General features: G+C 71.1%; 12 protein-coding genes and 1 pseudogene. 3 read left to right on the top strand and 10 right to left on the bottom strand.

The window, feature by feature from the left end:
* Nucleotides 1-176: 176 nt before the first annotated feature.
* Nucleotides 177-356, bottom strand: a complete 180-nt coding sequence (locus tag AB0B33_RS45795) for a hypothetical protein (RefSeq protein WP_360784244.1) — start codon at nt 354-356, stop codon at nt 177-179.
* Nucleotides 357-395: 39 nt separating this feature from the next.
* Nucleotides 396-1,826 (bottom strand): LytTR family transcriptional regulator DNA-binding domain-containing protein, encoded by a 1,431-nt coding sequence (locus AB0B33_RS45790; protein WP_360784241.1) that lies wholly within the window; start codon nt 1,824-1,826, stop codon nt 396-398.
* A 241-nt stretch (nt 1,827-2,067) separates the two neighbouring features.
* On the opposite strand from AB0B33_RS45790, the gene AB0B33_RS45785 reads away from it, so the two are divergent.
* Nucleotides 2,068-3,462, top strand: a complete 1,395-nt coding sequence (locus AB0B33_RS45785; protein WP_360784238.1) for a LytTR family transcriptional regulator DNA-binding domain-containing protein — start codon at nt 2,068-2,070, stop codon at nt 3,460-3,462.
* A 29-nt stretch (nt 3,463-3,491) separates the two neighbouring features.
* Here the strand turns inward: AB0B33_RS45785 and AB0B33_RS45780 are convergent, their stop codons facing one another.
* From AB0B33_RS45780 to pqqC, 8 genes are all read right to left on the bottom strand, one after another.
* Nucleotides 3,492-5,174: a PQQ-dependent dehydrogenase, methanol/ethanol family gene (locus AB0B33_RS45780; protein WP_360784236.1), complete on the bottom strand. Its 1,683-nt coding sequence runs from the start codon at nt 5,172-5,174 to the stop codon at nt 3,492-3,494.
* Between the two features lie 16 nt (nt 5,175-5,190).
* Nucleotides 5,191-5,646, bottom strand: coding sequence for an MSMEG_3727 family PQQ-associated protein (locus AB0B33_RS45775; protein ID WP_360784233.1), 456 nt, complete (start codon nt 5,644-5,646; stop codon nt 5,191-5,193).
* Between the two features lie 137 nt (nt 5,647-5,783).
* Nucleotides 5,784-7,961 (bottom strand): catalase/peroxidase HPI, encoded by a 2,178-nt coding sequence (katG, locus tag AB0B33_RS45770; protein WP_360784230.1) that lies wholly within the window; start codon nt 7,959-7,961, stop codon nt 5,784-5,786.
* A gap of 19 nt (nt 7,962-7,980) precedes the next feature.
* Nucleotides 7,981-8,529, bottom strand: coding sequence for a manganese efflux pump (locus tag AB0B33_RS45765; RefSeq protein WP_360784227.1), 549 nt, complete (start codon nt 8,527-8,529; stop codon nt 7,981-7,983).
* A gap of 90 nt (nt 8,530-8,619) precedes the next feature.
* On the bottom strand, nt 8,620-8,733 hold the full coding sequence (pqqA, locus tag AB0B33_RS45760) for a pyrroloquinoline quinone precursor peptide PqqA (protein WP_360784225.1): 114 nt from the start codon (nt 8,731-8,733) through the stop codon (nt 8,620-8,622).
* Nucleotides 8,734-8,808: 75 nt separating this feature from the next.
* Complete coding sequence (gene pqqE, locus AB0B33_RS45755) at nt 8,809-9,918, bottom strand: pyrroloquinoline quinone biosynthesis protein PqqE (RefSeq protein ID WP_360784222.1); 1,110 nt, start codon at nt 9,916-9,918, stop codon at nt 8,809-8,811.
* Nucleotides 9,915-10,190: a pyrroloquinoline quinone biosynthesis peptide chaperone PqqD gene (pqqD, locus tag AB0B33_RS45750; protein ID WP_360784219.1), complete on the bottom strand. Its 276-nt coding sequence runs from the start codon at nt 10,188-10,190 to the stop codon at nt 9,915-9,917. The genes pqqE and pqqD overlap by 4 nt, the downstream gene beginning before the upstream one ends.
* A complete protein-coding gene (gene pqqC, locus AB0B33_RS45745; protein WP_360784216.1) occupies nt 10,190-10,876 on the bottom strand; it encodes a pyrroloquinoline-quinone synthase PqqC in 687 nt (228 codons plus the stop codon). The genes pqqD and pqqC overlap by 1 nt, the downstream gene beginning before the upstream one ends.
* A 231-nt stretch (nt 10,877-11,107) precedes the next feature.
* Here pqqC and AB0B33_RS45740 point away from each other — a divergent pair, with 231 nt between their 5' ends.
* Nucleotides 11,108-11,590: a hypothetical protein gene (locus tag AB0B33_RS45740; RefSeq protein ID WP_360784214.1), complete on the top strand. Its 483-nt coding sequence runs from the start codon at nt 11,108-11,110 to the stop codon at nt 11,588-11,590.
* Nucleotides 11,563-12,692, top strand: a pseudogene (locus AB0B33_RS45735) (FMN-binding glutamate synthase family protein). Before AB0B33_RS45740 ends, AB0B33_RS45735 begins: the two are co-directional and overlap by 28 nt.
* The last annotated feature ends 6 nt before the right edge of the window (nt 12,693-12,698 follow it).

Below are 12,698 nucleotides of genomic sequence, written 5' to 3'. Positions count from 1 at the left end.
CCGCGGAGCGCCGCGTTGTCCTCGTACCCCGGCGTCGGGTCGTCGGATCGCCGGTGGAACCGGGCCATCAGGACCGGCCCCGCCCGCAACCGTGTTTTCGGTGAACGTGGTGCCGCAGCCGGGCTTCACCGCTGATTCGTCCACCGAGGCCGATCGGCAACCCGGCACCGGAAGGTTCACCAGTACCGCACGGAACAGATCCAGCAGGGCGCCGTCTTCTCGTCGTGCTCGCACAGCGCGGTGCAGGCGGCGGTCGCACGCCGGCGGTCCGTCAGCCGGCCGCGCAGCCATTCGAGGGCGGTCAGCCGCCGGAGGCCGGGCAACGCCGAAGCGTCGTGCGGAAATCGAGCGACCATGGGTCCGGCACCTCGTCGTCTCGTCGGTGCTGCCGCTGATCACACGCCGAGCACGCGCCGCAGATCCGGGGCGTGGCGCCGGGAAACGGGCACGAACTCGTGCGCCCGGGAGTCCATGACCAGGAACAGTTCTCCCTTGATGCCCCGCTCGACCTCCGCCACCCGGCGCAGGTTGACCAGGAAGCGCCGGTGCGCCCGGCGGAACCCGTAGGGCGTCAGGGATCGCTCGACGTTGTCCAGACCGCGGGTCGCGGCCTGGATCCGGCCGCGTTCGGTGACCAGCCAGACGATGTTCCGCTCGGCCTCGGCGTAGCGGATCTCCGACGGGGCCAGCAGGACCAGCCGGTCGTTGCGCGTCCCGACGACGCACCGGGGCAGTGGCCCGGGCACGTCGTCGGCGCCGCCCTCGTAGGCCTCGCCCTCCTGCACCCCGAACGCGCACAGCATGCCCAGCACGTGGTTCGCGTCGACGACGGATCGCAGGGTCACCGGCACGGGCTCTTCACCGGGGCGCACCGGCAGCCGCGCGTGGCCACTCCACCCGGCGCTCCCCTGCGCCCGTTCGACCGCCCACCGCAGCACTTCCGGCAGGCCCGGGATGTCCGGGGTCCACCGCCGCGCCGGTTCGGTCACGCCCCCGGCGATGCGGGCTTCGCCGGTCAGCCCGAGCATCGCGGCGGCCGGTTCGTTCGCGGCGAGCACGTTTCCCCCGCGATCCATCGCCAGGAACGCACCGCCGGCCGGCGCGCACTTCCTGGTGAACTCCGCGACGACCTGGTCGGCTTCGTGGATGGCGCGCCGGTAGATCTCCTGTTCCACGAACGCGGCCGCGCGCGTCAACCACGGCGGCACGCGCTCGGACAGCGGCGCGTTCCACCTCGAGATGTTGATCGACGCGACCGGCGCGCCGGTCACCACGTCGCGGACGGAGGTGCCCGCGCACGCCCACTGGTGGAACGCTTCGCACCAGTGTTCCGGCCCCGTCACGGTCACCGGGCCGGAGACCTCGAGCGACGTGCCCATCCCGTTCGTGCCGGTGCACTCCTCCGACCACGACGACCACGGCGCGAGGTTGTGCAGTTCGGCGCGCCGCTGCGCGGTGGGGTCGCCCCACGCGCCGAGGACGCGCCCGGACCCGTCCGTCACGGTCACGACGGCGCCGTCGCGCTCCACTTCCCGGCCGGCCAGCGCACCGAGACCACCGAGCGCGGTGAAGATCACGCCGGTGTCGCTCCGCCGGCCCTCGTCGTCCCGTGCGCCCGGCGCGACGTCCAGCGCCCGGTCCACGTCGTAGCGATCCCGGCACCGGTACCACGAAGCGAGGATCTCGGGCCGCACGCCCGTTTCGACGATTTCGCCCGCGGCGAAGTCCTCCCACGCGCGGGCCACTTCCTTCGCCGACGAGGTGGCGGCCAGAGATCCGCCGGACCGGCTCGAGGCGATCACCAGTGGCGGCACTTTCCCGCTCATCGCGACCTCCTCGTCGCCGGGCGCATCCGGGCCGGTTTCGAGCATAGGCCCGGCCGGTGGCGAAACGCCGTCCCGACCGCTGGTGGGTGAACGGCCGCCGCCCGTCATCGCGGCGCCACCGTTCGTGGGACGTTCGCCCGCGGTCGGCACGCGCTGCTTGCCCTTGATCCGACGCCCGGTTTAGCTTGCTACCAAGGCCATTCGCCGCGCCCGGGCCCGACAGACCAAAGGCGGTCTCCCCATGGCACAGGTACGCCCGCCCGACCCGACTTCCCGCGGCCGTGGTGGCGCGACGGTGTACCAGGCGTGGGAACGGTTCGCGCGGGGCGGGGACGACCTCAGCGGGGTGCGGCCCGAGATAGCGATTTCCTGGCAGCGGTGCCGGGACCAGCACCGGGTCGACCCGGGCCTGACCGAAGCCCCGGCGGCCGTCGCGGACGCCGGCCACGCGCTCGAGCACGACGTCGTGTTCGCCGAGCTCGGTTTCCGCGCCGCCTCGCTGGCCCACGAGATCGGCACCCTCGGCGGCATGGTGACCATCACCGACAGCACCGGCCGGGTGCTGACCCAATGGGGCGACCAGGCCACGCAGGACGTCGCCGCGGAAGCCAACCTGGCCCGGTGGTTCTGCTGGTCCGAGGGCGCGACCGGGACGAACGGCATGGGTACCGCGCTGATGTCCTACGCCCCGGTGCTGATCCGCGGGGCCGAGCACTGGTGCCGGGCGTTCCACGACTGGACGTGCGCCGGGGTGGCGGTGCGGGACGTCGTGACCAGGAAACCGGTGGCGGTGCTCAACATCTCGTGCTGGCGCGGCGATCTCCCCGGCACGGTCGGGTCCTGGCTCGGCAACGCCGCGACGATGACCCAGCGCATCCTGCGCCGGCGCGCCAAGGACGACGGCGTCGAGCTGATGGCCGCCTTCAGCCACGTCCGGTCGGGCTCGAGCGCGGCGCTCGCGGCCGTGGACGCCGCGGGCCGGGTCGTGCTCGCCGACGACACGGCGGGGGTGCTCCTCGGCATCCCGGGCTCGACGCCGGCCCCCGATCCCGCGGTGCGGTGGAAACCGGAACTGCCGGAGTTCATCCGGGCCGCCCGGCACGCCGCCGAGCGGGCGGCGCGCGATCCCGGCTGGGCCGGTTCGACGCAGATCTTCACCCGGCTCGCCAGCGAACCGACGTCGATCAGCTTCCAGCCGGTGTTCCTGTCCGGGCACCTGGTCGGCAACGTCGTTTCGTTCGGCGTGGCCGAAGGGGATCCGTTGCCCGGCAAGAAGGAGGACCCGCCGCCGCACGTGCCGCCGCACCGGATGGTCGCGACGCGCGACAACCGCATGGTCCTGTTGTGGCTGCCCGAAGTCTCCTTCGCGCAGTCCGACGGCAACGACGTCTGGCTGTCCACCGACCAGGGACTGCTGCGCTCCGCCTCGCCGGGCCTCGACCGGCTCGAAGCCGAGCTGACCGATGCGGGGTTCCTCCGGGTGCACCGCCAGTACGTGGTGAACCTCAGCCGGATCCGGGAGGTCGAGCGCCGGCACAAGGGCGAGCTGTTCCTGGTCATGGACGACGACGCCAAGACCATGGTCCCGGTTTCCCGGCGGAACGCCCCGACCGTGCGCCGGGCACTGGAGCTCTGACCCCGGCGCCGGTCGGCGGCGATTTTCCGTTACAGGGTGAAGACGATCAGCGCGGCACCGTGCCCCTGACCGGACATACCGGGGACGATGCCCTCGAGCCAGCCACCCCAGCCGACCGGCACCGCGATGTACTGCTTGCCGTCGACGGTGTAGGTGCTCGGGCTGCTGTGGTGGCCGCTGCCGCACTGGAAGCTCCAGAGCTTCTCCCCCGTTTCCGCGTGCAGCGCCAGGAATTCGCCGGCGGGGGTGCCGGCGAACACGACGTTCCCCGCGGTGCTGAGGGTCGAGGCGGCCATCGGCAGGCCGTCGAGGCGGTGGCGCCACTTCTCTTCACCGTGGGAGTCGAACGCGCTGACCGAGCCGGCCATGTTGTCGATGTCGACCTCGACGGCGGCACCCCAGTAGGGCATGCCCTCCTTGAACTCGCGACGGCGCCGGGTGGCGGTGGCACCCACGTCGGCCACCGGAACGTAGAACAGGTCGTGCTCCGGGTTGTACGACACGTGCGTCCATTCCTTCGCGCCGGCGGGGCCGGGGAAGAAGTGGCAGGGTTCGCCTTCCTTGTCCGGGTACTTCCGCGCGGTCACCTTGCCGTCGCGGGTGATGACACCCCAGTCGATCCGGTCGACGAACGGCGTGACGTGCTGCAGCTCGCCGTTGGTGCGGTCGAGGACGAACATGTACCCGTTCTTGTCGAAGTGGGCCAGCAGCTTCTTGCCGTCCCGCTCGAACAGGGTCATCTCCATCGTGGAGTCGTAGTCCCACAGGTCGTGCGGGGTGAACTGGTAGTGCCACTTGATCTCGCCCGTGTCGACGTCCACCGCGACCACGCTGTCGGTGTAGAGGTTGTCCCCCTCGCGGACCTCGCCGTCGAAGTCGGGCGCCGGGTTCCCGGTGCCCGCGTAGTAGAGGTTCAGCTCCGGGTCGAAGCTTCCGGTGACCCAGTGGTTCGCGCCGCCGCGCTGCCAGGCTTCGCCGTCGGCGGGCCAGGTCTCGGATCCGGGCTCCCCCGGCTTCGGCACGGTGTAGGTGCGCCAGCGCTGTTCGCCGGTCTCGAGGTCCCAGCAGTCGATGTGGCCGCGGACGCCGTACTCGCCTCCGGAAGACCCGGTGATGAGGGTGTCCTTGATGACCAGCGGCGCGATCGTGGCGCTCTCCCCCGCCCGCACGTCGCCGATGGCCTTCTGCCAGACCTTCCGCCCGGTGGTGGCGTCGAGCGCGACCAGCTGGGCGTTCTGGGTCACCATGTAGACCTTGCCGCCGGCCACCGCGCAGCCGCGGTTGACGTTGGCGCAGCACAGGGTCACGTCGATCGGGATCGCGTGCTTGTAGCGCCACAGCTGCTGCCCGCTCTTCGCGTCGAGCGCCCAGAGCCAGCCGTCCCAGCCGGTGACGAACATGACGCCGTCGACGACCAGCGGGCAGGCCTCGAACGCGTAGGTCGAGGTGGAGGCGATCATCCCGCTTGCCCCCGCCTGGAAGATCCAGGCGACCTTGAGGTCCTTGGCGTTCCCGGCGTTGATCTGGTCGAGCAGGCTGTGCCGCTTGCCGTCGTAGTCGCCGTAGTAGGTGATCCAGTTGTGGGATTCGCTGCGAGCCTGCAGGATCCGCTCGTAGCCGAGGCCGCGCGTCACGTCCGGCGCGCTGTGCGGCAGGTTGGACAGCTTGCCGTGGTCGAACGCCTTGCCCGCGTCCAGGTACTCGATCGTCATGGTGGTTCCTGCCTTTCTACGGACGCGGCTGGGCGGGTCGGTCGAGCTTGGCTTCCGGCGGCACCTCGCCGGTGACGACGATGGCGGCGGTCAGGCCGCGGCCCTCGTCGTTGCCGGCCGGCGAGCCGTACCAGTAGCAGCCGGGACCGTCCAGTTCGATGGTCGCGCTGCCCTTCGAGTGGTTCAGCAGGCCGAGGAACTGCTTGTCGCCGTTGCTGGGCAGCAGGCAGGCGTGGGTGTTCTTGTCGTCGTTGATGATCGTCAGTTCGAGGACGCCGGAGTGCGGCATGATCAGCACCCCCGGATCCCACGCCATCGCGTCCTCGCGGATCCGGATGGTCGCTTCCATCGTCCCGTCGGCGCGCTCGGTCGCCTTGGCGATCGTGCCGGACCCGAGCACGGCACCGATGGTCGCCTTGTTCTGTCCGCGGAGTTCGGCCAGGAGGTCTTCTCGTTCCTGGGCAGTCGTCATCGGACCTCACCTCCTACAGGTGCTGGGCACTTTTGTTGTCCCGCAACGCGTCCGGACTGTACCGCCGGGGACGCCGGGCCGATATCCGTTGCCACACAACAGCGGGGGTACACCGTTCGCCCGGCGAGAGGTACCGTTCAGCGCAGGTCGAACCGGTCGAGTTCCATGACCTTCACCCACGCCCCGGCGAAGTCCCGGACGAACTTCCCGCCCGCGTCCGCACTCGCGTAGACCTCCGAAAGCGCTCTCAGTTCGGAGTGCGAGCCGAAGAGGAGGTCGACCCGGCTCGCGGTCCACCTCACCTCGCCGGTGGTCCGGTCGCGGCCCTCGTAGTCCCCGTCGCGCTTGCGCGCCCATTCCGTCGCCGTGTCCAGCAGATTGACGAAGAAGTCGTTCGTCAACGTCCCCGGCGCCGGGGTCAGCACCCCCACCGGGGAACGCCGGTGGGTCACCCCGAGCACCCGCAGCCCGCCGAGCAGCACGGTCGTCTCGGGCGCGGTCAGGCCCAGCAGGCTCGCCCGGTCGACCAGCAGGTGCTCCGGTGGCAGCCGGGTGCCGTCGCCCACGTAGTTGCGGAAGCCGTCCGCCCGGGGCCGCAACGCGCCGAACGACTCGACGTCGGTCCACTCCTGGGTCGCGTCGGTGCGCCCGGGGCGGAACGGGACGTCGACCTCGTGGCCACCGGCCGCGGCGGCCGCCGCCACCGCGGCACATCCGCCGAGCACGATCAGGTCGGCCAGCGAGATCCGCTTGTCCCCCGGCTGGGCGGCGTTGAACCGCGCCTGGATCTCTTCCAGCGCGGACAGGACGACGCTGAGCTGCTCCGGCTCGTTGACCGGCCAGCCGCGCTGCGGTTCGAGCCGGATCCGCGCGCCGTTCGCGCCGCCGCGCTTGTCGGTGTCGCGGTACGTCGAAGCCGACGCCCACGCCGTGGCCACGAGCTGCGTGATCGTCAGGCCGGAGCCGAGGATCTCGCGGCCGAGGGCGGCGATGTCGCCGTCGTCCACCAGTTCGTGGCCGACCGGCGGCACCGGGTCCTGCCAGATCAGCCGTTCGGCCGGGACGAGCGGCCCCAGGTACCGCTCGATCGGCCCCATGTCGAGGTGGGTCAGCTTGAACCAGGCCCGGGCGAACGCGTCCTCGAACTGGTCCGGGTGCGCCAGGAACCGCCGCGAAATCGCCGCGTAGACCCGGTCTTCCTGCAACGAGAGGTCCGTGGTGAGCATGACCGGGTGGTGTTTCACGTCCGGGTCGAAGGGGTCCGGCACCGTGCCCTCGCCCTGGCCGCCGGCCGGGATCCACTGCCACAGGCCCGCCGGGCTGAGCTCGACGTCCCACTTGTACCGGAAGAGCGTTTCGAAGAACGTGTGGTCCCACGCGACCGGCGTGCGCGTCCACATCCCCTCCAGTCCGCTGGTGACCGTGTCCGCCGCGACGCCGCTGCCGTACCCGCTGTGCCAGCCCAGGCCCTGCTCGGTGAGCGGCGCGGCCTCGGGTTCGGGCCCGCAGACCGCGTACGGCTCCGCCGGGCCGTGGGTCTTGCCGAAGGTGTGCCCGCCCGCGATGAGCGCCACCGTTTCCTCGTCGCCCAGCCCCATCCGCTTGAAGGTCTCCCGGATGTCGCGGGCCGCGAGCACCGGGTCGGGATTGGTGGCCGGACCCTGCGGATCGACGTAGATCAGCCCCATCTCGGTGGCCGCCAGCGGCTCGTCGAGGTCGCGCAGACCGCTGTAGCGCTCTTCGGCCAGCCACTTGCGTTCCGGGCCCCAGTACGTCTCGTCGGGCTCCCACACCTCGGTGCGACCGCCGCCGAACCCGAAAGTCCTGAAACCCATGGACTCCAGCGCCCGGTTGCCGGCGAAGACCATCAGGTCCGCCCAGGAAATCCGGCGCCCGTACTTCTTCTTCACCGGCCAGAGCAACCGGCGCGCCTTGTCCAGGTTGCGGTTGTCCGGCCAGCTGTTCACCGGGGCGAAGCGCTGCATCCCGGCACCGGCGCCGCCCCGGCCGTCACTGACGCGGTAGGTGCCCGCGGCGTGCCAGGCCATGCGCAGCACGAGGGGACCGTAGTGCCCGAAGTCGGCGGGCCACCAGTCCTGCGACGTCGTCAGCACCTCGTCGACGTCACGCGCCAGTGCGTCGAGGTCCAGCGTCGCGAACTGCGCGGCGTAGCCGGAGTCCGCGGGCCGGTTCCGGTGCAGCGGTTTCAGGTCGACCCGGTGCGGCCACCGGTCGCCGGGCCGGTTCCGCGGCCGGCGCTCGCCCAGGACCTGGTCGTAGGTGCGGTAGACGTGGGTATCGGGGTTCTCGGGCATCCGGTGTCCTCGTCGCGGCTCAGCCGAAGACCAGGGGCAGCAGGATCGCCGCGCCGAGCAGCGAGATCCCGCTGAACAGGTCGGACCGGACCCGCACGACCGTGGCGGCCAGCCGCCCCACGTACAGCCCGGCCAACGACATGACCACGGTCATGGCGCCGAAGGCCAGCATCGGGACCACGAGGGAGAACCCCGCGATGCCCAGGCCGGCGCCGGCGATGAAGTTGTCGACGGTCAGCGAAAGCGGCATCCCGAACAGCGTCACCCAGGGGTGGTCCATGTCTTCCGGTTCCGGGTGCCGGATCGCCCCGACGATGAAGTACACCCCGTACAACCCGAGCGCGGCCGCCCCGACGTACTCGGCCGAGTCGCCGAGGAAGTCACCGAGGTAGCGACCGAGGAAGCCGCCCAGCAGCGGCCCGACCGCGTCCCACAGCCCGAAGACGAGGGCCACCTGCACGGCGCGCCGCCAGCCGAACGGGATGGTCCCGATGGCGATCGACGAACGGAAGTTGTCGAGGCTGAGGCCGAAGGCGAGGGCGATCAGCGGCAGGAATTCCAGCGTCACTCGAACCACCTCGAGACAGTGATCGGGGTGGCGCAAGGCCCCGGTCGGGTTCCGGAGCCGGGGTCCTGCGCCGACGCGGGGTCCCGGCCGTCAGCCCCGGTAGAAGTAGCCGGTGACCTCGGCGCAGACCTCGACGATCGTGTACTCCGGAGTTTCCCACTGCATGTCTTCCTCCTCCTGTCGAACGCGGGCACGAGAGAGCATCCGGGATCCGGCGGAGCCGCTACAACCGATCTCGAACCAGTGGCCGGCAACCGGTGCCGAACGGCGCTCCGCCGCCTACGAACGGGACCACCGCTCGCCTGCCGGGACCGTCGGCCTGCGGTGGACGAGCTGTCCGACGCCATTCCCTCGATCGGCCCGGGCCACCGCATCCGCCACCAGGTGGTGGTCCGGCGAGTGCCGGCACACCGGGTCGGTGCGTCCCGCGTCGCCGGTCAACGCGAAGGCCTGGCACCGGCAGCCGCCGAAGTCCAGCTCCTTGCGCGGGCAGCTCCGGCACGGGTCGGGCATCCACTCCGTGCCCCGGAACGCCTCGAACGCGGCGGACTTCGTCCAGATCCACGCGAGTTCGTGGTCGCGCACCGAAGCGAACTCCATCGTCGTGATCTCCGCGGCCACCGGGCAGGGGTGGACGACGCCGTCCGGTGCGACGGTCAGCGCCGTCCGCGCCCAGCCGCCCATGCACGGTTTGGGGTAGGTCTCGTGGTAGTCCGGGAGGATCCAGAGCAGCTCCAGCTGCCCGGCCAATTCGGCCTTCCGGCGTGCGTAGACGCCGACCGCCTCGGCCAGCTGAGCCCGGCTCGGCATCAGCTGTTCGCGGTTGCGCAGCGCCCAGCCGTAGTACTGGGCGTTGGCGAGCTCCAGCCGTTCGGCGCCCCACTTCACGCAGACGTCGATGATCGCGTCCAGCCGGCCCAGGTTCAGCCGGTGCAGGACGACGTTCATGTTCAGGGGCAGCCCGGCGTCGCGGATGATGCGTGCCGCCGCTTCTTTCCGGTCGAAGCGCTTGCTCGCGGCGATCAGGTCCGTCGCCTCGGCGGCGTCGCCCTGGATGCTCAGCTGAACGCTGTTGAGCCCCGCCGCGACGAGCGATTCCGCCCGGCGCTCGGTGAGGCCGAGGCCGCTGGTGATCAGGTTCGTGTACAGGCCGAGGTGACGGCACTGGGCGACCAGCGTCTCCAGGTCGGCGCGGACGAGGGGTTCCCCGCCTGAGAAGTGGACCTGCAGGACACCGAGCTCGGCCGCTTCGCCGAGCACCCGCACCCAGTGCTCCGTGGTCAGCTCGTCCCGCCGGTCGAGCAGGTCGAGGGGGTTCGAGCAGTAGACGCAGTGCAACGGGCACCGGTGGGTGACTTCGGCCAGCAGGCCGTAGGGCGGGGGCGTCACGTGACCACCACCCAGCCGCGTCCGCCGGCGTCCTGGAGGAACGCCAGGACGTCGCTGGTGAGGTCGGTCGCCTCGAAGTCGTGCTCGAGCCGCTCGACCAGCTGCCGCACGGTCCGGCTACCGTCGCAGAGTCCCAGGATCGCGGCGCCGGACTTGTTCAGGAGCACGACCCGTTCCGGCAGCAGGAGCAGCTCCACGTCCCGGACGCTGTCGTGCTTGAGCATCGCCTTGGTGGCCAGCCGGGGAGTGGCCGTCAGGTCGTCGACGTCCATCACGCACTCCTGCTGTACGCGAGCTGCACGGCGTCGAGCAGGTTCCAGAGCACGTCGCACTTGAACTCCAGCGCCCGGGCGCACGCGTCCTGCTGCTCCGGGGAGTTCGCGTGGGTGAGCACCAGCTCGAGCAGGTGCGCGATGTCCTTCGGCTGCTGGGTGAGCCGGGCCCGGAAGTAGTCCAGGCCTTCCGTCGCGATCCACGGGTAGTGCTGCCGGACGTCGGCGATCCGGCGGCTGAGCAGATCCGGCGCGAACAGCTCGGTCAGCGCCGACGCCACGGACTCCAGCCACGGCTGCCGGCGGCAGAAGTCCACGTAGGCGTCCACGGCGAAGCGCACGCCCGGCAGCACCGTGTCGTCGTCGAACAGCTCTTCGCGGGTCAGCCCGACGGCTTCGCCCAGGCGGACCCACTTCTCGAGGCCGCCTTCGTCCCCCGTGCGCCCGTCGTGGTCGATGATGCGCTGGATCCACCGGCGCCGGTCGTCCCGGCCGGGGAGCTTGGTCAGGATGAACGCGTCCTTCACCGGCAGGTTCACCTGGTAGTAGAAGCGGTTCCGCACCCATCCCCGGAATTCGGTTTCGGTCAGCGAGCCCGCGTGCATCCGTTCGTTGAACGGGTGCAGGTGGTGGTACCGCTTCTCACCGATCGACCGCAGCCGCGCTTCGAACTCTTCGGCAGACATGACGGCAACCTTCTCGCCCGGCGCTACACCTGGCAACCGAGCACGAACGACCGGTACCGGATCCCGGACGAGCGGCGAGCGTCCCCGCACGAGCGGAGCGGGCCGCCGCGGGGAAGGGCGGCCGGCGACGGCGAAGGACCGGCTCCGGACGAATCCCCCATCTGCGTACGTATTCCCCGTTATCGCCGTTCTCGACCTGCGCTCGACCGGCGACGCGGATAGCTTCGATCCGTGGTCGGATTCGGTGCGGTAGCCGTCCTGTCGCTGCTCGCCCTGGGCGCCGCCGCGGTCGCCTGGGTTTTCGGTCCCTGGTGGTGGCTCCTCGCCGGGCCGCTGCTCGCCGTGGCCGGGCTAGGGGTCTGGGATCTGCTCCAGCGCAAGCATTCGGTCCTGCGGAACTACCCCGTGCTCGGGCACCTTCGGTACTTCCTCGAAGACCTGCGGCCCGAGCTGCAGCAGTACTTCGTCGAGCGCAACTTCGACGGCCGGCCCTTCGACCGGGACGTCCGCAGCATCGTCTACGAACGCGCCAAGGGCACCGATGCCGAGGAGCCCTTCGGCACCGAACGCGACGTCTACGCCGACGGCTACGAGTCCCTCGTGCACTCGATGGCCCCGGTGGCGCCGCCGGACGAGCCGCCGAGGATCCGGATCGGCGGGCCCGACTGCGCGAAGCCCCCTACGACATGGCCTTGCTCAACGTGTCCGCGATGAGCTTCGGCTCGCTGTCCGCCAACGCGATCCTGGCCCTCAACAAAGGCGCCGCGCTCGGCGGCTTCGCCCACGACACCGGCGAAGGCGGCCTGTCGGAATACCACCTGCGCCACGGCGGTGACCTCGCCTGGGAGATCGGCACCGGCTACTTCGGCTGCCGGACCGGCGACGGCGGCTTCGACCGGGCCGAGTTCGCCGACAAGGCCGCTCACGACGCGGTGAAGTGCGTCTCGCTGAAACTGTCCCAGGCGCCAAACCCGGCATCGGCGGCGTGCTGCCCGGCAGCAAGGTCAACGCCGAGATCGCCCGCGTCCGCGACGTCCCGCAAGGCAAGACCGTCATCTCCCCGCCGTACCACCGGGTCTTCGCCACCCCGCGCGAACTGGTCCGGTTCGTCGCCGCCATGCGGGAGCTCGCCGGCGGGAAGCCCACCGGCTTCAAGCTCTGCGTCGGGTCGCGGCGCCAGTTCCTCGCCGTCTGCAAGGCCATGCTCGACGAGGGTGTCACGCCCGACTTCATCATCGTCGACGGCGCCGAAGGCGGGACCGGCGCCGCGCCGCTGGAATTCGCCGACCACATCGGCACGCCGCTGACCGAAGGTCTCGTCACCGTCCACAACGCACTGGTCGGCACCGGCCTGCGCGACCGGATCAAGCTCGGCGCCAGCGGGAAGGTCGCCACCGGCGCCGACATCGTCAAACGCCTGGTGCAGGGCGCGGACTACACCAACGCCGCGCGGGCGATGATGTTCGCCGTCGGGTGCATCCAGGCCCAGCGCTGCCACACCAACACCTGCCCGGTCGGGGTCACCACCCAGGACGCCCGGCGTGCCCGCGCGCTGGACGTCGCGGACAAATCCCTGCGCGTGGAACGGTTTCAGCGCGCCACCGTCGCGGGCGCCCAGCAGATCATGGCGTCGATGGGTGTCCGGTTCCCGGCCGAGCTGCGGCCGCACATGCTGCGCCGCCGCGTCGACCCGCACCGGGTGCGCTCCTACGCCGACCTCTACGACTGGCTCGGCCCCGGGCAGCTGCCGGCCGAACCCCCGCCGGACTGGGCCCAGGACTGGGCCGCGGCCGATCCCGACCGCTTCACCGTCTGACACCCG

The organism is Amycolatopsis sp. NPDC049159 (genome assembly GCF_040648295.1).
Lineage (GTDB): Bacteria > Actinomycetota > Actinomycetes > Mycobacteriales > Pseudonocardiaceae > Amycolatopsis > Amycolatopsis pretoriensis_A.
This window is presented reverse-complemented; position numbering and strand designations above follow the sequence as displayed.

Bases quoted from the DNA above. Each gene is read 5' to 3' on its own strand.
- AB0B33_RS45795 (WP_360784244.1), bottom strand. From the start codon at position 356: ATGGTCGCTCGATTTCCGCACGACGCTTCGGCGTTGCCCGGCCTCCGG.
- AB0B33_RS45790 (WP_360784241.1), bottom strand. From the start codon at position 1,826: ATGAGCGGGAAAGTGCCGCCACTGGTGATCGCCTCGAGCCGGTCCGGC.
- AB0B33_RS45785 (WP_360784238.1), top strand. From the start codon at position 2,068: ATGGCACAGGTACGCCCGCCCGACCCGACTTCCCGCGGCCGTGGTGGC.
- AB0B33_RS45780 (WP_360784236.1), bottom strand. From the start codon at position 5,174: ATGACGATCGAGTACCTGGACGCGGGCAAGGCGTTCGACCACGGCAAG.
- AB0B33_RS45775 (WP_360784233.1), bottom strand. From the start codon at position 5,646: ATGACGACTGCCCAGGAACGAGAAGACCTCCTGGCCGAACTCCGCGGA.
- katG (WP_360784230.1), bottom strand. From the start codon at position 7,961: ATGCCCGAGAACCCCGATACCCACGTCTACCGCACCTACGACCAGGTC.
- pqqA (WP_360784225.1), bottom strand. From the start codon at position 8,733: ATGCTCTCTCGTGCCCGCGTTCGACAGGAGGAGGAAGACATGCAGTGG.
- pqqD (WP_360784219.1), bottom strand. From the start codon at position 10,190: ATGGACGTCGACGACCTGACGGCCACTCCCCGGCTGGCCACCAAGGCG.
- pqqC (WP_360784216.1), bottom strand. From the start codon at position 10,876: ATGTCTGCCGAAGAGTTCGAAGCGCGGCTGCGGTCGATCGGTGAGAAG.